The sequence below is a fragment of the Nocardia sp. NPDC004340 genome, assembly GCF_053602575.1.
Window position 1 is genome coordinate 907,667 of record NZ_JBSGDW010000003.1, and the last position, 21,231, is coordinate 928,897.

The window sequence follows — 21,231 nt, forward strand, 5'->3', positions numbered from 1 at the left end:
GAGTGTGCCAGCGGATATCGCGTTTACCGAGTGGTCATTAGGTAACGTTATCGTTTCGTTACCCTAGTCGGGTTTTGCCTGCTCAACACGCTTGACTAGTGTCCCACCACATGACGCCCCATCCCCGACGCCGCGGCCGGGGCGACGACCGCCGCGAGCAGATCATCGACGAGGCCCGCAAGGCCTTCGCGGACAACGGCTATCGCAGCACGTCCATCGCCGAGATCGCCGAACGCTGCGGCCTGTCCCAGCCCGGGGTCCTGCACTACTTCCCCAACAAGGCGGCGCTGCTGTCCGCGGTCCTCGACTACCGCGACCGCCTCGACTACGACCGGCTGGGCTTCGATCAGCAGCTGCGCGGCAAGGACGCCCTCGTGCGCCTCGCGCAGCTGGTGGATCACAACACGCACGTGCCGGGCCTGGTCCGGCTGTTCACGGTTCTCACCAGCGAGGCCGTCACCGTCGACCATCCCGCGCACGGCTGGGCCCAGAACCGGTACCGGCGACTCCAGGACTACTTGGGCGCGGCGCTCAAGGCGGGGCAGGCCGACGGCAGCGTGCGCGCAGACATCGACCCCGCGGCGGTCGCCCGGCAGGTCTTCGCCATGATGGACGGCCTGCAACTGCAGTGGCTGGTCGACCCGGACGGGGTCGACATGGCCACGCTCTTCCGCGCCTACATCGACGAGCTCATCGCCTGGATCTCGTAGGCGCGCAGACAAATCCGGCACAGGCGCCGGAAGCGGCGAATCGGGCTAGGCCGAGTCCGCCGCGTACTGGTATTTGCCGCGGTCCAGCTTGCGGACATTGCTGTTGTCGCGCTGCGCCATTCGACCCAGCGCCACCGCGACGTGGTGACGGGCGCTGATCGGCAGCTCCACGCCACGACCCTGCAACGCCGCGATCACCTCGGCGGGGGTCCAGGTCTGCTCCGGGTGCTCGGCGAGGAAATCCGCGACCACCCGCGGCAGCGAGCGGTTCTGCTCCGGCGCGGGCCCGCCCGGGTCGGACGACGGGGCGTCCTGGTACTGCTCGTCGCGGGCCGTGTCCAGCCAGTTGGCGACGGTCAGCAGTTTCGAGCAGGCCGCACGCAACTCCGCACCCGGCGAACGGATGTCGCCGAGGTTGTACATCGCCTGGTAGTAGCGCCCGATGTTGGTGAGCATCTCGATGACCTGCTGCTCGGTGTCGGCGACGATGGCTTCGCTGCTGCGACCCGATTGCGCGGCCGCCGCCACTGCTCCCACGTCCACGTCCGGCGTTCCCCTTTGCTGTTGACCGGTTGCTTCCAGTACCCGGTGGATGCAAGACAGCCCAGACAGTAGCCGGGGCCGCCCACCGAATTGTGAAAGACTACAAGGTCATTGCCACGTCCGGCGACCCAACGGCAGGACCATGATCGAAAAGCCCGACTCGCGCGAGCGCGACACGCCGAACGTTTCGGAGCGGGCGTCTATCGCGATATCACCTCCGTGGGAGGCACGCTCGAACCCGGTGAGAACTTCGCCGGCTACCAGATCTTGCGAAAGCTGGGGGCCGGCGGAATGGGCGCGGTCTATCAAGCCCGAGACCGCGACCTGCCACGATTCGTGGCCCTGAAACTGCTGACCCTGCCCGGCGGCGAACGCGAACACCGGGCCCGGTTCCAGCGCGAGGCCGATACGGTTGCGCGCCTGCAGCATCCGAACATCGTCACCGTCTACGCGCGCGGCGAGGACGACGACCGGCTGTGGATCTCCATGACCTTCGTCGACGGCAGCGACGTCGCGCGGGCGCTGCGCGAGGGACCCATGCACCCGGCACGGGCCGTGCGCATCATCGCCGAGACCGCGGCGGCGCTCGACCACGCCCACGACACCGGCATCCTGCACCGCGACGTGAAACCGGCCAATATCCTGCTCGCGGACGGACGTCCGGAACGCGCCGTGCTCACCGACTTCGGCATCGCCAAATCCCTCGACGAGAGCCGCCAGCTCACCCAGAACGGGGAGATCCTGGCCAGCTTCCAGTACGCGGCCCCGGAACGGCTCACCCGGCCCGAGGAAGCCGATCGGCGCGCCGACGTGTACTCGCTGGGGTGCACGCTGTTTCACATGCTGACCGGGGAGGCGCCCTACCCCGGGCAGAACGTCGGGCAGATCATCTACGGGCACGCCTACGAGCCGGTGCCGATGCCCTCGGACCGGAACCCCACGCTGCCACGAGGATTCGACGAGCTCATCGCCCGGGCCATGGCCAAGGACCCGGAACGGCGGTTCGACACCTGCACACATCTCGCCTGGGCGGCCTCGCGAATCCTGCGTCAGCCGGGGACGCATCGGACCGCGCCGGCGGGGACGGTGCACGTCAGCGGGCCCAGATCCGGTGCGGGACAACCCGAACGCAATGCCACCACCATGCCTCCGGCACCGCTGCCGATTCCGATCCGGCCTGGTCACGGTCCCGCCACCACGCGGCCCGGGCCGGAGCCCACGCGGCTGAACAGCGGTCCGGGAGCTGCTCGCGGGAACAGCGGACCGGCTCCGGCTCGCCTCAACAGTGGGCCCGCGCCTACTCGGCTGAACACCGGGCCCGCACCCGGTCGGGCGAATGCCGGGCCCGACCAGGCTCGTTTGAATGAAGGACCCGCACCCACCCGGGTCGATACCGGTCCCGCGCCGATCAATCCGAATACGGGACCGGCACCGGCCCGCGCGAATTCCGGTCCCGGTTCGGTCCCTTCCGGTTTCGCGCCGACGCGTCCTCATACGGGTCCCGCGCCGACTCGGCTGGTGACCGGACCCCCACCCATGCGCGAGACCACCGGCCCCGCGCCTGGTTCGAGCAGCACCGGGCCCGCGCCTACCCGCTTCGTGACCGGACCCACGCCGTCCGATCTGAGCGGGCCCCACGAGGTCCCGGGCACCCGTACCGGATTCGACCTGGGCACCGGGACAGGTACGGGCGCAAGCGTTCCCGGCAAACGCCGCGGGCCCGGCCGGATTCTGCTGGCCCTGGCCTTGGTGGTCACCGTGGCGGTCCTCGGGTACCTGCTGGTGCGCGCGGGCGACGGCCATTCCGGACCGAGCAATGCGGCGGCCTCGAACCCGCCCACCATCACAGCCACGACCACCGGGGCGGTCACGACCGAACCGACCACCACCACCGAGGTTCCGCAGGTCACGACCGCGCCCTACACCCAGCCGACCACGGCGGCCCCGTACACGCCGCCTCCGGTCACATCCCAGCAGCCGAAAACCGTTCCGGTGCCGGATGTCGTCGGGTCCGCGATCGCGCAGGCGAAGGCGCGTCTGGAGAACGCAGGGTTCGTCGTCGAACAGGCTCAGCGTGAGGACAAGAGCGCGAAAGGCACTGTCCTGGAGACCTCCCCGGCCGCCGGGACCGCGAAGCCGGTCGGCTCGACGGTCAAGGTGACCGTGTCCTCCGGTCCCCCGACCACCACGACCATCACCGTGCCCACCCTGATCGGCCTCTCCCCCGCCGCCGTCACGTCTGCTCTGCAGGCTCTCGGCTGGCACGGCAGCATCGCGAAATCCACCGGGCCGACCAAGGATTCCACCAAGGACGGCAAGGTGATTGCCCAGAACCCGGCAGCCGGAACCTCGGTGACCGCGGACCAGGCGATCACCATCACCGTCGGCGCCTACACGATCACCTCCAGCAGCCCCGTCAGCTCGACGGCCCCGCCGGCCGGCTGAATCTCGGGTCAGCCGTCCGCATCCCGCGTGGCGTCGGGCGGATCGGGCAGGGCCAGGCAGAGGGCTTCGAGCGCGGCGGTGAAGCCGTGGTCCGACGGTGTGGCGTAACCGATCACCAGGCCGTCGCGGTCGGGCATGGGGTTGTCGGGATGCCGGTAGCGCCGCAGGCCGTCGAGGGCCAGACCCTGGCGGCGGGCGGCGTGCACGGCGGAATCCTCTGTGCCGGGCGGGAGTTCGAGGACCGCGTGCAGTCCGGCGGCGATGCCGCCGACCCGGATGTGCGGGGCGCGCTCGGCGAGGGTGCGCACCAGCAGGTCCCGGCGGCGGCGGTAGCTGATCCGGGTGCGACGCAGATGCCGGTCGTATGCCCCGGTGGTGAAGAAGTCGGCGAGGGTCAGCTGGTCCACGACGCTGACCTGCATCTCCCGGGATCCCTTGGCGGACAGAACATCGTCGACCAGACGGGCGGGCAGGGCCATCCACCCGACGCGCAGGGCCGGGGACAGACTCTTGCTGACCGATCCCAGATAGACGACGCGGTCGGGGTCCAGGCCCTGGACGGCGCCGACGGGTTGGCGGTCGTAGCGGTATTCGCCGTCGTAGTCGTCCTCGAGCAGGACGCCGCCGCTGGATCTGGCCCAATCGATCACGGCCGCACGGCGTTCCGGATGCAGGGGGCCGCCGGTCGGGTATTGGTGGGCGGGGGTGAGCAGGACCGATCGGGCGTCGGTGGCGGGCAGTTCCTCGATCCGCGCGCCGTGGGAATCGACGGTCAGCGGGATGGTGCGTTTCCCCGCACCGTGCAGGATGTCGCGGTAGAAGTCCAGTCCGTAGGCCTCCATGGCCATCGGGCCGTCCAGGACGGTCGCCAGCAGCCGCAGCCCGTGGGCGAAGCCGGAGCAGATCACGATGTGCCGGGGGTCGGTGCGCACGCCGCGGGCGCGGGTCAGGTATTCGGCCAGGGCGGTGCGCAATTCGGGGCGGCCGCGCGGATCACCCACGCCGAAGGCGTCATTGGGGGCGGCGTTCAGGGCGCGACGGGTGGCCGCGATCCAGTCGGCGCGCGGAAAGGCCGCCGCATTGGGTGAACTGGGCTGCAGATCGTGGTGAACCCGGCGCGGGCCGGGGCGGAACGGCCGACCGGCGCGCTCGTCCGGGGCCGGGGCGGCCCGTTCGGCCACCCGCGTGCCCGCACCCTGGCGGGCCGTGAGCCACCCCTCCTCCACCAGCTCGGTGTAGGCGGCCGCCACCGTATTGCGGGCCATCCCCAGATCGACCGCGAGGCTGCGGTACGGGGGCAGACGGGTTCCCGGGGCCAGCCGCCCGGAGCGAATGGCCTCTCGCAACGCGGCCATCAGCCGGATGCGGCGATTACCCGTGCCGCTCAACTCCAGATGCAGGTCGACGCCCTGATCGGTCTCAACCGGCGCCGCTGACCCGCCGGAATTGACCCATCTTTCCTCCATGGAATTGCACCCTATACGTGGGTCTTTCCGGCCCTACGTTTATGTCATGACAACGATTCGGATCGCCGAGCGCGAGCGCACCCCGGTCCGGGGATGGCTCGCCGTCCTGGCCGTGGCCCTGGGCATCTTCTCCCTGATGACCTCCGAACTGCTGCCCGTCGGCCTGCTCACCCCGGTCGGTGCGGCGCTGCGCGTCTCCGAAGGCGCCGCCGGACTGATGGTCACGGTGCCCGGCCTGGTGGCCGCGTTCTCCGCGCCCCTGATCACCGTCCTCACCGGCCGCGTCGACCGCAGGCTGATGCTCATCGCGCTGATCGCCCTGATGGGCGCGGCCAACCTGGCCTCCAGCATGGCGACCAGCTTCGCGGTCGTCCTGCTCGCACGGTTCCTGATCGGCATCGCCGTCGGCGGATTCTGGTCCATCGCAGGCGGTATCGCGCTGCGCCTGGTCCCCGAACATCAGGTCGGCCGGGCCACCGCCGTCATCTTCGGCGGCGTCGAGACCGCGTCCGTCTTCGGCGTCCCCACCGGCACGTTCATCGGCGACCTGGGCGGCTGGCGCGCCGCCTTCGCGGTGGTCGGGCTGCTCGGCCTGTTCTCGGTGGTGGCCATGGCGTTCCTATTGCCGCGCCTGCCCGCCGAACACAGCTTCACCTTCGCCGATCTGCCGAAGGTGTTCCGCGGCAATGCCGCCCTGCGCTCCGCCCTGGCCCTGACCTTCCTGGTGATCACCGGTCACTTCCTGGCCTACACCTTCGTCCGGCCGATCCTCCTCGACCACGGCGTCGGCGACAGCACCATCGGTCCCCTGCTGCTGGTCTTCGGCATCGCCGGGATCACCGGCAACTTCGCCGCCGGCGGCCTGGTGTCGAAGAGCCTGCGCCGCACCGCCACCGCCATCGCCGCGGCGCTCACCCTGGCCATGCTGACCCTCGCGGTCGCCGACCACACCACCATCACCGCCGCGGCCGCCCTGATCGTCTGGGGACTCGGTTACGGCGCGGTCCCCGTCACCTTCCAAACCTGGATCATGCGCGCCGCCCCCGACACCACCGAGGCCGCCTCCTCCCTGTTCGTCTCCACCTTCAATATCTCCATCGCCTTGGGCGCCCTCTGCGGCGGCGTCATCGTCAACGCGCTCCCGATCACCGGCGTCCTCTGGATCGGCGCGGGCCTGATCCTGCTCGCCCTGCCCATCATTCACCGCTCCCGTCGGTGACCGATCCGCGTACGGGCGGCTACCAGATGTTCCAACTGGACCGCCCGCGCATCGACTCGATCTCCTTGGCGATCGTCTCGAGCCGGGGCACCAGTCCCTGGAAATACCGCCGCGCATCACAACTCTCACCGCACCCCTGATGCACGGTCAAACCCCGCTGCGCCGCTTGCAAATTCATGACCGGATAGTCGGGCGCGTCGTGCGAAACCACCCTCACGCCCGCACCCCCATCCGCTGCGCCGCCGCATTGATCACGGCAATTGCCTGACGTTTCCTGGCGCACACTGACATCGGGCACCCCTCGTGTACCCGCAACACGTCCCGCGCGGACGCGGTAGTCATCATGGTCACCGCTTCATGGCTCTCGATCGGTATGCGGAACATGCTCGACTCCGATTGTCGGCGTGGATGTTTGAGTTCCCCTTCAGTGGGGTGCGTCAAGTAGACCACTTATCGAATCGCGAGTGGAAAGTTTCCGACGCGACGGTGGTCCGTAATTCTCTCCATTCCGAAACAACGCACCACCGATAGTGAGACTGAGGGAATGACCCGTTCGGTTGTCAGATCACGTGTCCCACATCGGTTTTCACCAATCGATCCAGGGCGCGCTCGGCGAGCGCGGCGATCGTCATCGACGGATTACAGGCCGCGGTATTGCCGGGCATGAGGGCGCCGTCGAGGACATAGAGGCCGGATTGGCCGAGGACCCGGCCGTCCAGGTCGCAGACCGCGCCCATGCTGGCGCCGCCGAGCGGGTGCCAGGTGGAGGGGAACGCGAGGTTGGTGTCGAGCAGGGTGCTCGACGGGCCGGCGATGCGCTGGACGGCGGGGCCGATGTGGTTGTTCTGGATGGCGGCGTCGCCGTCGGCGGGCCAGTGCAGGGTCGCGGCGTCGGCGGCGGAGTCGTAGCGGAATTCGCCGCGGCCGGTGCTGACGCCGTAGCCGACCATCATGGTGCTGCGCGCGTCGACCGACAGCGGCGGGATGGAGGCCTGGATGACGGTGTGCGCGCCGTGCGGGTCGTCCCAGTTCAGGCTGCCGTAGACGACGGGTCCGCCCTGGGCGCGGCCGAATTCCTCGGTGGGCGCGGTCCAGACGTAGATGCGGTCGGCATTGGTGCCCCAGCCGCGGCCGAGTTGGTCGGGCAGATCGGGGATCTGGCCCTTGGCGGCCGCGCGCACCAGCAGGCGGGTCGTATTGAGGCTGCCCGCCGACAGCACCAGGGCATTGGTGGTGAGGATCTTGTTCTCCAGCACCGTGCCCGCGGTGTCGGTGCGGTTCACGTGCACGGTCCAGCGGCCGTCGGGGGCGCGCTCGATATCGGTGACCTCGTGCAGGGTTTGTGCGGTGACCCGGCCGGTGGCCTCGGCGGCGGCCACGTAGGTGACGTCGACGGTGTGTTTGCCGCCATTGTTGACGCCGAGGGAACCGGCCCCGTTGGTGTAGGAGGCGGCCATCTCGCCGCGCAGTTCGGCGAGCGCGTAATTCCAGTCGATGGGCATGGGGATCTTCGACACGGGGAGCCCCGCGTTGCGGGCGTGCTCGGCGAAAACGCGGGCGGCCTTGTAGTTCGGCGTCTCGACGAGTTCGTCGGGTGCCACCGCCAAGCCCAGCATGCGCGCGACGCGGGGGTAGTAGACGCTGTCGAGCGCCGCCCAGTCGAGGCCGCCGGGGAAGTGGGCGCTGAACACCGCCTCGGTCGGCTGCAACGACATACCCTGGTAGACCAGCGATCCGCCGCCCAGTCCGGCCGCGCACAGGGCCGTCATGTTCTCGCCGGGCACCGCCTCCACCAGACCGGTGTACTTGTCGAAAGCGACCGGCCTGCCGAACAATTCGGGACTCGACCGATGCCACAGCATCCGCTTGTCCGGCGCGGTGGCATTGGGGAAGGTGGTGGCGTTCGGACCGGTCGGCCACCGCATTCCGCGTTCCAGCAGCAGCACGGGCACCCCGGCCTCGGCCAGGCGCAGCGCGGTCACCCCGCCGCCGAACCCCGAGCCGATGACGATGACCCGATGGTCCTCCCGGGTGAGCTCGACCCGGTTGATCCGGGCGGCGATGCCCGCGCGGGCGGTGGGCGCGGTCGCGAGCAGGGTGGCGGTGGCGGCGACTCCGGACAGCAGGGAGCGACGCGAGATTTCAGACATGGAACACCTGTGTGATCGGCGAGAAGGGAACGGCGGCGGGAATTCTCAGGCGAAGGCGCAACCCGAGAGCGGTGTGCCGTTGAGCCGGTCCATCAGATAGCCGATCGCATTGTTGGTGCCGAAACCGTCGATCAATTCCGGACCGAAGTGATTGGGAATCGTCGCGCCCGACAGGATGGGCGGCAATTCGTTGGTGCGGAAGCTGACCGTCGCGCCCGCGGCGCACCAATCGGTCGCCAGCTGCTTGGCCTGACCGTAGGGAACGGTGTCGTCATTGACGCCGCTGGTGATCAGCACCGGGCTGGCCGGGGTCAGCGATCCGATCCGCTGCTGCCGCAGAATGTCCTGGATCGACGGGATTTCACGCATGTGGTCGACAAGCGGACGCTGATCGACGGTGAAGGCGTTGGTGCGCAGGAACGGATGCAGCGCGATCACATCGCCGATGCACGCGTTCGACAGTTCGCTGAGGAGACCCTGCCCGGCGGGCGTCACCCGAGAATTGAATTCGGGGCCCAGGTCCGGATACCGGTCCAGGAAGCCGTTGAGCGCGAACCCGACCGCGCCGCCGATCAGACTGCCCTCGATCCGGTCCAGGATCGCCGACAGATCCGCGGTCGGCGCGCCCGCCCAGGTGCCCTTCAGGTTCAGTTCCGGCGCGTAGCCCGGCTGCATCTCCGCGGCGGCCGCGCTCGCCCCGCCGCCCTGGGAGTACCCCCAGAATGCGAGCGGCGTGTCCGCCCCGGTGCCCGCGAGCCGGTTCGCGGCGCGGGCGGCGTCGAGCACGGCGTGCGCCTCCTCGATCCGGTTCGCGTAGGTGTGGATACCGGGCGTGCCCATCCCGATGTAGTCGGTGACGAAGACCCGCGCGCCGAGCGCGTTCCAGGCGAAAGCGGCCAGGACCTCCTGGTTCGCCGAGAAGGTCGGCGGGGTCAGACTCGCGTACATACCGGTCGGGAAGGCCAGCGACAGCGCGCACTGGTCACCCTGTCCGACCGTGCCCGGCGCGATCAGCACCGTCGGGCGCGGGCCCTGCCCCTGCCACGGGCGGCTGGAATCGATGAACGTGCCGGTCACGGCGACGGGCGTGTCGTCCTGGGTGCGAGAGGTGTACATGACCCGCTGCGCCGCCAGCGGCCAGGTCCCGTCGGCGGCGGGCAGCGCGGGCAGCACCGACATGGCCTCGGTCTTGATCACCGCGCCGGGAGCGGAATCGAATTGCTGTGGCGGGTAATAGAAGTCGCTCACCGGGTCGGCCGCGGCGGGCGGCGCCGCGGCACAACTGGCCACGACCGCGAGCGCCGCGACGGCGACTTTGACGAGGCTGATCGGCTGCCGGGCAGCCTGGATGGGCGAGTACTGCTGACGAGGCATAGTGCTCTTTCTCCACGGAAGTCACACCCCGAGTAACCGGGTTACTCGAGTAACGGCGTTACTGTAGCGGCATGGCGAAGGAGACGGAAGAGGCAATACGGGCACGAATCCTGCTCGAGGTACGCGCCCTCCTGGAGTCCGAAGGTCCCGACGCCGTCCAGCTCCGCGAGGTGGCCCGCCGCGCCCGCGTCTCCCTCACCACCATCTACAAGTTCTTCCCCACCCGCGATGACCTGCTGGTTTCCGCCATCGAAGCCTGGATGGAAGACAACACCTACCTCCCGATGGAACCCCCACCGCCCGGTGAACCCCTCCGTGACGGCCTGCTCCGGGTCATGCGCCACGTCTTCGACCCGTGGGAGCGCCACCCCACCATGCTCACCGCCTACCACCGCGCCCGCACCGGCCCCGCCCGTCACCGCCTCGACAATCACGGCCTCGACGCCGTCTTCCCCATCGCCGCCGCCGTCCTCGCCGGCGCCACCCCCCGCTACCTCGAAGACATCGCCGTCATCCTCGCCAACCTCACCTCCTCCCTCCTCGCCCAATGCGCCGACGGCACCCTCCAGGTCCCCGAAGTCCTCCCCATCCTCGAACGAGCCATCCACCGCCTCACCACCAACAACGAACCCGAAGCCGCCGAAGCCCTCACCCGCCGCGAAGCCACCACCCCCTACCCCCTCTCCCCCGACGTAGCCGCCCCCTTCGTCCGCACCCCCACGGAAACCCCTGCGCCAGAACAACCCTGACCCCACCCACCCCTCCCCCCACAACCCCCAGCAACCCCACCCACACGCCGATAACCAGCCGATTTGGATATAGAGGGGGGTAGTGGGGTAATCTCGTCGAGCACGAGCGAGAGCGAATGCAACGGGCTGTGGCGCAGCTTGGTAGCGCACTTGACTGGGGGTCAAGTGGTCGCAGGTTCAAATCCTGTCAGCCCGACCAAGAAAAATCCCCTCCGACCTCGGTCGGAGGGGATTTTCCGTTATTCGATCACCCGCAGATTTGGGGCCACTCGGTTCCGCACGCGGATTGTCCGGTCCCATGAGGGCCAGTAGCTCGGATATCTGGGGACCCCCGTGCGCCAGGTAGCGTGCCAACAGCTGTCGCCTTGCAGAGCCCTGATGTTCGGATGCAGATATCGCTGGGTTATCCGAGGATCGGTGTGCGCGGCGATTCGTTGAAGCCGATGCAGCGGCACTCCGGCATCCGCGAACCAGGTCAGCCCGGTGTGCCTCAGATCGTGCCGCCGGAGATGCTCGAACCCCAACCGCGCCACCACATCATCCCAATGTGTGGCATCGCGCAGCCTCGCCACCCTGCGTCGGTGGCGGCGCGGCCAGCCATTGGAGGGACCGGGTTTCATCCAGATCTCCGAACGCGTCGCGAAATACCCCGAGCACGATCACGAGGTGTATCTAGCCGCCCGCCATATCGTTCCGTCCACGGAGTAGCCGATCTCACCGTGAGGCTCGCATCCGCTGGCCTGATCCGCATACCCACGCACGGCTGTCGAAATCGGAAGTGTTCGAAACCGAAGCCCAAGCCCAGAATTGGATCGACAGGCTCAAACGGCTCGCCGCACGCGATATCGACCCAGTGCTCGCGTGCACGAGCCTGCAGCAGTACGGGACCGACAACATGGACCTCGCACTGGCCGGAATCGAAGGAAAAACCAAGGATCCCTACCTGTCCGGCTGGCGCAAACGCGTCGTACCGACATTGGGGCACCTGCCGCCACCGATCATCACCAGCGGCATGATCGACCGCGCTGTCGTGCAATGGATCGTTCGGGCACGGTTCCCGCTGCCCGCACCCGTCGGGGAGCGGGAACCGATCAGAGTCCTAGCGCGCCGGGAGCTACGCGCTACCGGTACCCGCGCAGTTGCCCGGCTTCGCGGGCACGCTCGTCGTACCGTCCGCGAGCGGCACCACGTTGACGACAATGGTCTTTCGGCTGCCCTCGTAGGTGGCGGTGAGAGTGTGCTCACCGACAACACTCGGGGTCCAGTCCACGGACGCGAGACTCGAGTACGACGGCTTGGCCGAACCGACACAGACCCCGTTGTCCTCGAACACCACACCGCCGGGAACGAAAGGCAACATCGCCACCGATCCCATGGCGCCGCCGGTAGCCGTCGCGCTCAAAGCGTAGGTTCCGCCGACGAAGAGGGTTCCGTTGCTGAACCCGATTCCCAGGTCGATCACCTCGGCCGCCGAGGCCGGCGCGGCACTCAAAGCCACAGCCGCACCCGATGCCACCAAACACTGTGCGCCCCAGCCAATTCTACGGCCCAGCATGCTTCCTCCACTCACGTAGCCACTCCATCCTTCACCCGGAAACCCCGGTCAACGAACACTATCGTTCGCAAGTGACTCGGTGATACCGCCGCTGAAGCTAGCGGTCACCGTGAGTTGGAGAACATGCTGGCATCGAGCCGAATCCGAGACCCGGTGCCGGAGGATCTGGTCCGGCTGTTGTCGCCGAAGGAACTTCTTGCAGCATGGACCTACGTCGCGGGGCCGGCCAGTACTGACCTGACCGATGCGGAGTGGCAGCTGCTCGTCCCCGCCTTCCCGCGGCTAAAGCTCGGATCACAAAGTGCCGCACCGAGACTGCGTCCACTGAACGAAACCGAACTTGCTCGAAAACGCCGCAACCTCAACGGTATGCGCTACAAGCTGATGAACAACGTTGGGTGGGCAAACCTACCTCGGCGTTACGGCGAACACGTCGAAGATTCATGGCACAACTATTTCAGGAGCGGGCTATTCATCCGTCTGCACCATGCATTGCAAGATAATCCGGATGCCGCAGACCTCGTGGCTTGGTTGGACCGAGTCATTGCCCATGGGCCGAAGAAGTACAGGCCGCAGCAGCTGGAGGAAGCAGCATGAGCCTCCATCTGCCCCCACGGTCGTGGTACATCGAAGAGGTCATGATCGTTGGCTATGTGCCGCAGGTGGGCTACCTCTTCAACACAACGATGCGCTGCCGTCAGTGCCAGCGTGTACGCACGAAACGATACTTAGATACGCTTCTCGTCTTCCGGTTGAGCCTCATCGGCCTTCGTGATCTTGATTACCTGCCAAGGGCGACTGAGCTTTCTGAGCAGGTCAGGGACGATGTGTGTGCGGCGCTGCAGTTTCTAATACAAGTGACACGATGGAAATCGTATTCCAGACACACTCTTTATTGTCACTACGGCAACATCAGGTGCTGAACCTAAGGCAACGTCAGGACGGCGCAAACTGTGGTCGCACTGTCAAATAAATATAGGCGCTATACTTGTAATTTCCCCGGAACTTACCATCAAGTTTGTCGTATCCAAGAAGTGCTCCGTGGCTGGTCAAAATATCATCTGGTAACGGCACGCCTTTTGTAGATACGTCATCTCTGCATGTAAAGAAGTTGTTGCACATTCGAGCGCTGCCAGCCACATAGGCGAGATTGAAGTCCTCGTCAGACCAGAACGACACTCCATCATAAATTTCTCCAGGCTGGGCGTTATCAGAGGTTATGAATGCATTTGAACTTATCTGCCGCCCCGTGCACGTCGGCAGATTAACCTTTGCTCGGGTGTTAGTTGCGATCTTGCCATCTGCATCCCCGGCGCTATTGTGGATATAGATCATGAGAACATAGTACTTTCCCCGTTCAACTTTTATCCTCGATTCAAATTTTCCGACACCAATGGCGTTGACTGCTTGTTCATCGGTCGTTGCATTTGCCACGCTGCCAGTATAGAAATTTCGTTCGTCTCCATAGCCGGGCAAATTGTCCTGATTAAACCCCGGCCAGGGAAGCAAATCATCCTTACTCAAAGGTATTCGCGCTGGTCCCCAGCCGCCAGTTGAATCATCTACGGTATTCGAGCATCCCCTGTGCGGGTCCGCCGGACTGGCCTCGCCAGAAGGGGCAGGCATGTTTATAGTTTGGTTGAAGTAGTTGGTGGCATTCCCTTTGCTTAAGTCTTCGTTGTGAAACAACTTGCCCCAAAAGCCGGAGTAAGTAGAAGAGATACCGAATATTACGGTTACTGCAAGTGCCAAGAGCTGCAGCCGGTGTGCGCGAGTCATAGGCTCCCGCTGCTTCTTTGGAGGCGGGTTAGGTGGGGTTGAGCTTGGCGCGCCAGTCGGCTGGTGTGTCATGGCTAGATCATCCGCCAACGGCGCTGGACGCGCTTGCAGACCAAGTCAAAATCTCTGAGCTGGAACGAGGTTGATCATCTCGTCGCTGGCCGCATCTCAACACCTCGCTCCCGCAACGCCTTCCACACGCTGCCCTTAGACGGTCATGTCGCTGGTTTGGTCTTCGCGAGTTTCTTGTAGCAGGTTCGTTCGATGACCCAGCGATGAGCGCCGAGGTGCTGAGAGGATTCGACGCCCTTGCGGGCGATCCGGACTGCGATGCCCCGGTCGCGGACCCACCGGCGCAGCTCAGCGATGTCATAAGACTTGTCCGCGTGCAGTTTCGACGGTTTGCGGCGTCGGGGCCCACGCCGGGATCGGACCGCGGGGATCGCTTGAACCAGTGGCCGCAGCGCCTCGGCGTCATTGGTGTTGGCCGCCGAAACTCCCACGGTCAGAGGGATTCCCGCGCGATCGGACAGCACGTGCAGTTTCGAGCCGGATTTGCCGCGATCGACCGGATTCGGGCCGGTCAGATCGCCCCCCTTTTTTCGCTCACACGCTCGCTGCGTCGATCACCACCCGCGACCCCAATCGATCAAGCCTTGGCTGCCCAGCTCGTCGAGCACCACACGGTATAGACGCCGCCACAGACCGGCTCCAAATACCACATCCTGACCTGCGCGAACGGGTTCCCGCTCGCCGTCGCGTTGTCAGCGGCGAACGTCAACGATCATCTGATGCTGTCCACGCTGCTCGATCGGGTCCGGCCCCTGCGCGGGCGTGCGGGCCAGCCCCGTCGCCGGATCGCCAACCTCATCGCGGACAAGGGATACGACTACCCCAGCGTGTATTCCGAACTGCGGCAACGTCATATCACCGGATATATCGCCCGCCGCGGTACCCGAGACAAGGTCACCGCCGGCCGCTGGATCGTCGAGCAGACCTTCGCCCTTCTGCACCAGTACCGGCGGTTGGCCATCCGATGGGAGCGACGCACCGACACCCACCACGGATTCCTCGACCTCGCCGCAGCACTCATCTGCTGGCGACGACTCAGCAACCGAACTCGATAGGAGCTCTAAGTCGGAACCTCACTAGATAGCGGCTATCCCGCGACTGAACTTCGGTCGCCCTGTCGAGAAGAAGCCGGCACATTCGTGGCGCACCGAGCAGTCGTCACACTCCGCGACGTAGCCGTTCTTCCAATCCGAGATCGACTGCACCGCGAACGGCCGGATGCCGGCATCGAGGACGCACAGGGGCAGGTTGTAGATCGAAACGTTCACCCCGGCGACGGACAGGGCGTCGACACCGGCCTTCAACTGCTCCTGGTAATCGACGGGATCGATCCACAGTGTCGCGTCGTTGGCGACCGCGAAGCCGGTGTTTTCCATGCCCATCAGAGCCACATGATCGACGAATGGAAGGTTACGCGCGATCCACGAGCAGGTCTCACGGAGACGCGGTGCGGTGATGGCGTGCAGAACAATACGAATCTCGACCCGTTGCCCTAGGTTCTTGAGTCGGAGCACGCCGAGAACAGTTTCGTCGAACGCGCCCGCGGCCTGAACCACATAGTCGTGAATGTGATCCACGGCCGCATAGATCGGTACACCGGCTGATAGCTGCGGATGCCCGATCTCGGCCCAGGCGTGCGCGACCTCGGGAACGGAGAAGGCGCGCCCGTTGGTCAACACGTGGATCGCGGTGCCCGGGAGCAGATCCCGCGAAAGCTCCAGCAGCCCGATGAATCGGCGCCAATCGGTGAGCGGTTCCCCGCCGGTGAATGTCAGTGCGGGAGTTGCCGGGTCGAGCAGTGACAGTGCCCCTGCGATTTCGTCGATCAGCCAGCCATCATCGACCTTCTTCGGCGGCTGCGAACACATCAGGCAATAGTTGTTGCAGCGTTCGGTGACGAGGAAGAAGTTGTGTCGCGACGACCGACGGTAGAGGAGCCTCACTCGACCCGACCGTGGGTAGATGCTCATCACATCGCCATCGCCGACCTCGGCGAACCCCGCCGGAAGTCGGAGGTAGCTCGACGATGCGCTGTCCGGGCACGCGTCGCGCCCGACCGCGATCCGGAATCCATTCGCCTGCGCCGCCGCCCAGTCACAATCATCGACGATCAGCGCGGCATCGCGATCATCGGACGGGGCACTGTTCGGGGGGCGGAGCCGCACGATCCGGTTCTCGTCACCGAGTCCGATGTTGTCCGCCGCCGGTGATCGTCCTACAAGCAGAAGAGGTTTCACGACGCCCACTCTCGAAGAACGGCGGCGTCTTCGGGTGAGTGTTCCAACAGTTCGAACAAGTGCGTGATCACGCCCTTCTGTCGCTCGCAGAACTCGGATAGCGGTTTGATCCCCAGCAGGTCGCCCTGCGTCGCGTGGTGATATACAGGATCCGCGCCGCAGTTGGGCTCGAATACGCACGTCGAACACTGTGGAGCCGTCTGGGTCAGCGAATTCGCCACCGCCGACACCAGCGTGTCGGACAACACCAAATCTCGGTAACCATGCTCATGAACGTTGCCGAGTTCGAAGCTGCGGTCCCCCATTTCGGCGAGCATCCGCGCCTCGTCCGAGGCGAATACGGTGCCGTCGTAGTTGTAGACCAGCGCACCGAGACCGATCCCCGCGGGACTTCTCAGATCGACATACCCGATGGGCTCATCACTCAGCATCCGGCGAAGTATCAAGGCCGAATAGAACTCGGGAAATCGGCGGCCGGACTTGTTGATCTCCAGGATGTAGCGAAGACCGCGCTTCCAGAATTCGAGCCATTCTCGGGCATCGTACTTGTGGAACTGTTTGGTCTTGATCGCATGACCGTACGGAGACAACGGCCTCAGGAAGATGCCGTCGAGACCCTGCGCGAGGTATTCGTCGACAATCTCCTCCACACGATCCAGACTCGCTTCGGTGGTGGTCATCAACGCACCGACCCGGTCCGGGCCGAGCCTCTCTCGAATGCGCCCGATTCCGGCCACCGCGAGCTCGTAGCTGTTCTGGCCACGACGGGGCCGATTCTTGTTGTGCAGATCGCGCGGCCCGTCCAGTGAGGTACTGAGCAGAACATCGTGCTCAGCGCAGAATTCGAGCACTTCGTCATCCAGGAGTGCCAGGTTCGTCGCGATCACGAATTGCAACTGTTTGCCCAGGGGCATCGCCCGCTCCTCAGCGGTCACGACGATCCACCGGATGAGCTCGAAGTTCAGCAGCGGCTCGCCGCCTTGAAACTCGATCTTGATCATCGGCGCCGGCGCGGACAGGGCGATATCCAGTGCTCTGGACGCGGTGGCGCGGTCCATGTCGTAGCGGACGCGGTCCTTGCTCTGACGCGACACCTGGCAGTACGGGCAGGAGTGCTCGCATCGCAGCGTGACGACGAACAGGTGCAATGGCGTGGCGGCGCGCAGGAAGCTCAGGCGGCTACGCAGACGAAGGGCGAGAAGCTGCTGCGGTGCGCGCTGATCGGCCGATCCGATGAAGAGCTTCTCGAAAGCCCTTTCATAGAGGCCGTCTCCAGGGGTGAGATCGAGCGCGCACAACCGCTCCAGCTCGGTTGCCGTCATTTCCGTCATGTCGCCAACCATGTTGCCGACGAGGAAGCGGTCTGCACCGAGCCGTTCGAACCGAATGGGCAGGAGTCGCAGCCGGGACGTGTTGGGACGGAACGAGTCCGCTGAGGCGAAGCCGACCAACGGTCACTCCCCCTCGGCCAGCGATCCGAAGGCCAACGCGACGATGACATCGCGAAACCGGCCGGTCTCGCGACCGACCTTCTCGCGCAGGTTCTCGTCCGTCACGAGATTCAGGAAATGAGTACGCAACTCATCGCCCCGAAGCTGTGACTGCGTTGGTGAGAGTCGACAGACGTATCGCCCGTCCGCTTCGTCGATCTGGCATGCCGCCTGCCCGATCAAACGGTAAGCGGCCTCCCGCAGCGCGTCGAGCGACTGCACCGACCTGCTGAAGTCGACAACCAAATCAGACACCGATATCACTCGATCCCATCACAGAACACGAAACCCGTACTCGCCGAGAGCACCTGACATAGTTCGAAGGCAACTGCACTGCTCGGTCACTGTGGGGGCACCGCAGTCGTGTCAACCTCCGTACACAGGTCCAATGCTCGCTGGGCAAGATCCTCAGCCTCGGTCGCAGCGAGGCCGAAAACCTCTTGCAGTTCGCCCGCGATCTCATTCAGGCCTCGGCCCTCCTTTGCCCGCGTGCACGCCAGAGCGAACGGATCGGAAGCAGGCTGCGAGCTGGGTGGGGTCGTGGTAGGCGGCGGAGCGGCCGGTGGGGTCGCAGCAGGCGGTGGAATGTAACCCGGCGTCGGCACATTCGGTCCGCCGAACCCCGGACTGGAAGACGCATGAGATGCATGAGACGAATGGGATGAATGAGACGAATGGGAACCATGCCGCGCGAACAACGTGCCATCGTCGGCGCGATGCGTCGTGAAGCTCATCAACTCGACGTCGTCCGGCAAGGCAACCCGAGGCTCCGGCCCGGCCTCCTCCCGTGCCGCCGTGACGCGAGGTTCGTCCGTTCCCGTCGAGACGGACGCCTCCGCGACTGCCTGTGCGGCCGTGGGGATCGCGAGGGCGGCGAGGGCCGCCGTCAGACTCACGATCTTCGGCGTCTCACGCATTCGTACCTCCCAGAATCAAACTCGAGTTGACCCCGGCGAACGAAATGTCCGTACGTTCCATCGTCACTCCCCTCCATCACCACACCGACGAGCTTCGAACTTGTTACCGCAACTAGTATCTCGCCCGCCGCAGGACCGTTACACATCGAGGCCTCACGCGCCCGCACAACTTTCCGGTGACGTCGACGACCGCACCCATCGGCCCATGTGTTACCGCGCGTGTACGATTCGCCGGACACACCACTGGCAGAAAGCCGGTGTGTTCGAAGCCCTGCACGAAACGATGCTCGCTCACTGCCACCGTGCCGGATTGATCGATTTCGACCGGGTCATCCCCGACGGCTCGGACGTGCGGGAGAAAAGGGAGCGCCGACACCGGCCCGAGTCCGGTCGACCGCCGCGAGACAGGGTCGAAACACCATATCCTGCTCTGTGGCAACAGATTACCGCTCGCGATCACGTTGTCGGCGGCCAACGTCAACGACCACCTGGTGCTCCCAGAGTTGCTCGACAAGGTTCGTCCGCTGCGCGGGCGACCGGGTCGCCTCGCCGACGGATCACCACGTTGATCGCGGACAAGGGCCGAGAATTGTTACTGCTGATCATCTTTCGCCTGTTGAGATATCTAGGCAATAACCGACCGCCCTTTGAGGGCCTTCCAAACGCTTCCCTTTGCCTTGCCGATCTCCCGCGCCACAGCATTCAGCGACTGCCCCTGACCGTAAAGCCTTACGGCCCAGTCGATCTCCTCCTCCGTCATCGGCTGGTTCCGCATCTGCACCCCGTGCTCCCGCAGGATCGACAGCAGCCCGCCCTTGGACAAGCTGTACTGCTCGCACAGCCTGTTCGTGGAAGTGCCGCACCGGTAGGCGTCAAGCACCTCGGCGATGACGGTAGGCGACAACCGACGATCCAGTCGCCGTGGTCGAACCGCGCTGCGATCCGTCTTCCCATGCCGGCGGGCCGGTGCAGCCTCGATCTTCGCGATCACCTTGCTCAGCCAATCCGGTTCCCACTGTTTCAAATACCGTCCGCTAACCCCGACAGAATGCAGGTCAGAGCCGGTTTTCGAACCGGCTCTGGCCTGTTTTTAGCCATCAGCTTCTCTCGAGTACCCGATTCCGGACAGATTCAAATCGCCCCGAACAGGGGTTTCTCCGCTCCAAGAACGCTTGACCGCAGTCAAGTGGGCCTAGCAATGAACCACATTGCGCCCCTGGAGCTTCCAAGGCCTCCTCATTGACATGCGCGAACTTGTGGACCAATCGTGGACCAATCCCGGTCCGTGATTGGTCCACAAACAGCCAGCGAGCCAATGAACCGTCCCCCCGCAGCAATGCATTACCCCAGATCTGCTTGACGCAATGACTACGTCACCCTATTGTTGTGTCATGCTGTTCCCCACGCCAGCACTAACCGCCGCCGATACCCACGTCCTGGCCGAGGTGGACCGGATGCGCGAGCAACTACGTCATGAGTTGCAGGCCAAGCCCGGTAAATGGGCAGGTGGGCTCCGTAGGTTCCTCACTGCGGACTCAATTGCCGCGTCGAACTCCATCGAAGGGTTCAAAGTCTCCACCATCGACGTGGAAGACCTCATCGCCGGCGAACGAGACGTCGAGGTTTCCGAGGGGGACAAGGCCGAGACACTGGCCTACGAGCAGATGATGACCTACATCCAGACCCTGCACAACACAGACGATTTCGCCTACAGCAAAGGGTTCCTCAACGCACTGCACTGGATGCTGCAGGGTCACCGGCACACCGAACGTCGTCCAGCCGGGCAATGGCGTCCAGGCCCCGTGTACGTCACCGATGCCCGCGACCCGAGCATCGCCGCCTACACCGCCCCCGACGCCGAACACGTGCCGGCATTGACCGAAGAACTTGTCGATTGGCTCAACACCGACGACGGCACACATCCACTCGTCCGCGCGGCGATGGCACACCTGCACCTCGTGTCCATCCACCCCTGGGCCGACGGCAACGGACGCATGTCCCGATCGCTCCAAACGCTGATGATCGCGAGGGAAGGTGTTCTCGCACCGGAGTTCTCGTCCATCGAAGCCTGGCTCGGCAGGCCGGGTAACACGTGGGAGTACTACCAGGTCCTCGGCCGCCGCGGCAGCACCTACCGCCCGGATCAGGATGTGTCCGAGTGGATTCGATTCAGCCTGACCGCCTACCACCAACAGGCCCAAACCGTGCACGCCCGCTGGGTCCGATCCGGAACCGTGTGGGCAATGCTCGAGGAGTACGTCGCGGGCATCCGATTGGACGAGCGCGTCATCAGCGCACTGCATGACGTCGCGATGTCCGGAAGAGTCCGTAGAACCCGCTACGAACAATCCGAAGGTCTGAGCCTGCAACAAGCGCAGCGCGACCTACGCGACCTCGTCGCACTTCGCGTGCTCGAACCTGTCGGCAAGACCCGAGCCCGCTTCTACACCGCCGGACCGGCCTATCCAGCCCCAGCGTTGGAAGTCGCAGGCACACCAACCACCCTCGAAAACCCCTACTAGCTA

At 65.4% G+C, this 21,231-nt stretch carries 22 protein-coding genes, 1 tRNA gene and 1 pseudogene; 10 read left to right on the forward strand and 14 right to left on the reverse strand.

The features are described from left to right. Positions 1–110 precede the first annotated feature (110 nt). On the forward strand, positions 111–710 hold the full coding sequence (locus ACWEOI_RS16300; RefSeq protein WP_452360086.1) for a TetR/AcrR family transcriptional regulator: 600 nt from the start codon (positions 111–113) through the stop codon (positions 708–710). A 45-nt stretch (positions 711–755) separates the two neighbouring features. On the opposite strand, the gene ACWEOI_RS16305 is transcribed toward ACWEOI_RS16300, so the two are convergent. After that, positions 756–1,253 carry a hypothetical protein gene (locus tag ACWEOI_RS16305; RefSeq protein WP_433666456.1) on the reverse strand — a complete coding sequence of 166 codons (498 nt, stop codon included), beginning with the start codon at positions 1,251–1,253 and terminating at the stop codon, positions 756–758. A gap of 219 nt (positions 1,254–1,472) precedes the next feature. Here ACWEOI_RS16305 and ACWEOI_RS16310 point away from each other — a divergent pair, with 219 nt between their 5' ends. Continuing rightward, positions 1,473–3,698, forward strand: a complete 2,226-nt coding sequence (locus ACWEOI_RS16310; RefSeq protein WP_452360087.1) for a protein kinase domain-containing protein — start codon at positions 1,473–1,475, stop codon at positions 3,696–3,698. Between the two features lie 8 nt (positions 3,699–3,706). Here ACWEOI_RS16310 and pdxR read toward each other — a convergent pair whose 3' ends face one another. Then, complete coding sequence (pdxR, locus tag ACWEOI_RS16315) at positions 3,707–5,164, reverse strand: MocR-like pyridoxine biosynthesis transcription factor PdxR (RefSeq protein WP_452360088.1); 1,458 nt, start codon at positions 5,162–5,164, stop codon at positions 3,707–3,709. Between the two features lie 46 nt (positions 5,165–5,210). On the opposite strand from pdxR, the gene ACWEOI_RS16320 reads away from it, so the two are divergent. Then, positions 5,211–6,383 (forward strand): MFS transporter, encoded by a 1,173-nt coding sequence (locus tag ACWEOI_RS16320; RefSeq protein WP_452360089.1) that lies wholly within the window; start codon positions 5,211–5,213, stop codon positions 6,381–6,383. Positions 6,384–6,402: 19 nt separating this feature from the next. On the opposite strand, the gene ACWEOI_RS16325 is transcribed toward ACWEOI_RS16320, so the two are convergent. The 3 genes from ACWEOI_RS16325 to ACWEOI_RS16335 all read right to left on the reverse strand — a co-directional run bounded on the left by ACWEOI_RS16325 (position 6,403) and on the right by ACWEOI_RS16335 (position 9,907). Then, entirely contained in the window at positions 6,403–6,561 is a 159-nt protein-coding gene (locus ACWEOI_RS16325) for a hypothetical protein (protein ID WP_433666460.1), read from the reverse strand. 382 nt (positions 6,562–6,943) lie between these two features. Further along, positions 6,944–8,533, reverse strand: a complete 1,590-nt coding sequence (locus tag ACWEOI_RS16330) for a GMC oxidoreductase (RefSeq protein ID WP_452360090.1) — start codon at positions 8,531–8,533, stop codon at positions 6,944–6,946. Between the two features lie 45 nt (positions 8,534–8,578). Then, positions 8,579–9,907 carry a lipase family protein gene (locus tag ACWEOI_RS16335; protein ID WP_433666462.1) on the reverse strand — a complete coding sequence of 443 codons (1,329 nt, stop codon included), beginning with the start codon at positions 9,905–9,907 and terminating at the stop codon, positions 8,579–8,581. 71 nt (positions 9,908–9,978) lie between these two features. On the opposite strand from ACWEOI_RS16335, the gene ACWEOI_RS16340 reads away from it, so the two are divergent. Then, a complete protein-coding gene (locus tag ACWEOI_RS16340; RefSeq protein ID WP_452360091.1) occupies positions 9,979–10,656 on the forward strand; it encodes a TetR family transcriptional regulator in 678 nt (225 codons plus the stop codon). Between the two features lie 122 nt (positions 10,657–10,778). Then, a tRNA-Pro gene (locus tag ACWEOI_RS16345) sits at positions 10,779–10,855 on the forward strand. Between the two features lie 40 nt (positions 10,856–10,895). On the opposite strand, the gene ACWEOI_RS16350 is transcribed toward ACWEOI_RS16345, so the two are convergent. Then, positions 10,896–11,276, reverse strand: a complete 381-nt coding sequence (locus tag ACWEOI_RS16350; RefSeq protein ID WP_452360092.1) for a tyrosine-type recombinase/integrase — start codon at positions 11,274–11,276, stop codon at positions 10,896–10,898. Here ACWEOI_RS16350 and ACWEOI_RS16355 point away from each other — a divergent pair. After that, positions 11,206–11,364 carry a hypothetical protein gene (locus tag ACWEOI_RS16355; RefSeq protein WP_452360167.1) on the forward strand — a complete coding sequence of 53 codons (159 nt, stop codon included), beginning with the start codon at positions 11,206–11,208 and terminating at the stop codon, positions 11,362–11,364. The two genes, ACWEOI_RS16350 and ACWEOI_RS16355, sit on opposite strands and share 71 nt — an antisense overlap. Before the next feature lie 406 nt (positions 11,365–11,770). Here the strand turns inward: ACWEOI_RS16355 and ACWEOI_RS16360 are convergent, their stop codons facing one another. Beyond that, a complete protein-coding gene (locus tag ACWEOI_RS16360; protein ID WP_433590774.1) occupies positions 11,771–12,154 on the reverse strand; it encodes a hypothetical protein in 384 nt (127 codons plus the stop codon). Positions 12,155–12,334: 180 nt separating this feature from the next. On the opposite strand from ACWEOI_RS16360, the gene ACWEOI_RS16365 reads away from it, so the two are divergent. Next, positions 12,335–12,808, forward strand: coding sequence for a transposase (locus ACWEOI_RS16365; protein WP_452360093.1), 474 nt, complete (start codon positions 12,335–12,337; stop codon positions 12,806–12,808). 339 nt (positions 12,809–13,147) lie between these two features. Here the strand turns inward: ACWEOI_RS16365 and ACWEOI_RS16370 are convergent, their stop codons facing one another. Together ACWEOI_RS16370 and ACWEOI_RS16375 are read right to left on the reverse strand one after the other, a co-directional pair. Then, positions 13,148–14,062 (reverse strand): hypothetical protein, encoded by a 915-nt coding sequence (locus tag ACWEOI_RS16370; RefSeq protein ID WP_452360094.1) that lies wholly within the window; start codon positions 14,060–14,062, stop codon positions 13,148–13,150. 182 nt (positions 14,063–14,244) lie between these two features. Continuing rightward, a pseudogene (locus ACWEOI_RS16375) lies at positions 14,245–14,700 on the reverse strand (transposase); the annotation flags it as partial. A gap of 51 nt (positions 14,701–14,751) precedes the next feature. Between ACWEOI_RS16375 and ACWEOI_RS16380 the strand changes: the two are divergent. Then, complete coding sequence (locus ACWEOI_RS16380) at positions 14,752–15,117, forward strand: transposase (protein WP_452360095.1); 366 nt, start codon at positions 14,752–14,754, stop codon at positions 15,115–15,117. A 21-nt stretch (positions 15,118–15,138) separates the two neighbouring features. On the opposite strand, the gene hxsC is transcribed toward ACWEOI_RS16380, so the two are convergent. The 4 genes from hxsC to hxsA2 all read right to left on the reverse strand — a co-directional run bounded on the left by hxsC (position 15,139) and on the right by hxsA2 (position 18,706). Further along, positions 15,139–16,299, reverse strand: a complete 1,161-nt coding sequence (hxsC, locus tag ACWEOI_RS16385; protein ID WP_452360096.1) for a His-Xaa-Ser system radical SAM maturase HxsC — start codon at positions 16,297–16,299, stop codon at positions 15,139–15,141. Further along, entirely contained in the window at positions 16,296–17,750 is a 1,455-nt protein-coding gene (gene hxsB, locus ACWEOI_RS16390) for a His-Xaa-Ser system radical SAM maturase HxsB (RefSeq protein ID WP_452360097.1), read from the reverse strand. Before hxsB ends, hxsC begins: the two co-directional genes overlap by 4 nt. Before the next feature lie 3 nt (positions 17,751–17,753). Further along, complete coding sequence (locus tag ACWEOI_RS16395) at positions 17,754–18,044, reverse strand: hypothetical protein (protein ID WP_452360098.1); 291 nt, start codon at positions 18,042–18,044, stop codon at positions 17,754–17,756. Between the two features lie 86 nt (positions 18,045–18,130). Continuing rightward, on the reverse strand, positions 18,131–18,706 hold the full coding sequence (gene hxsA2, locus ACWEOI_RS16400) for a His-Xaa-Ser repeat protein HxsA2 (RefSeq protein WP_452360099.1): 576 nt from the start codon (positions 18,704–18,706) through the stop codon (positions 18,131–18,133). Between the two features lie 317 nt (positions 18,707–19,023). On the opposite strand from hxsA2, the gene ACWEOI_RS16405 reads away from it, so the two are divergent. Continuing rightward, a complete protein-coding gene (locus ACWEOI_RS16405) occupies positions 19,024–19,275 on the forward strand; it encodes a transposase (RefSeq protein WP_452360162.1) in 252 nt (83 codons plus the stop codon). A 56-nt stretch (positions 19,276–19,331) separates the two neighbouring features. On the opposite strand, the gene ACWEOI_RS16410 is transcribed toward ACWEOI_RS16405, so the two are convergent. Continuing rightward, positions 19,332–19,697 carry a helix-turn-helix domain-containing protein gene (locus ACWEOI_RS16410; RefSeq protein ID WP_452360100.1) on the reverse strand — a complete coding sequence of 122 codons (366 nt, stop codon included), beginning with the start codon at positions 19,695–19,697 and terminating at the stop codon, positions 19,332–19,334. A 400-nt stretch (positions 19,698–20,097) separates the two neighbouring features. Between ACWEOI_RS16410 and ACWEOI_RS16415 the strand changes: the two genes are divergently transcribed. Beyond that, the gene (locus tag ACWEOI_RS16415; protein WP_452360101.1) at positions 20,098–21,228 is read left to right on the forward strand and encodes a Fic family protein; all 1,131 of its coding nucleotides are present in this window, start codon (positions 20,098–20,100) and stop codon (positions 21,226–21,228) included. Positions 21,229–21,231 lie beyond the last annotated feature (3 nt).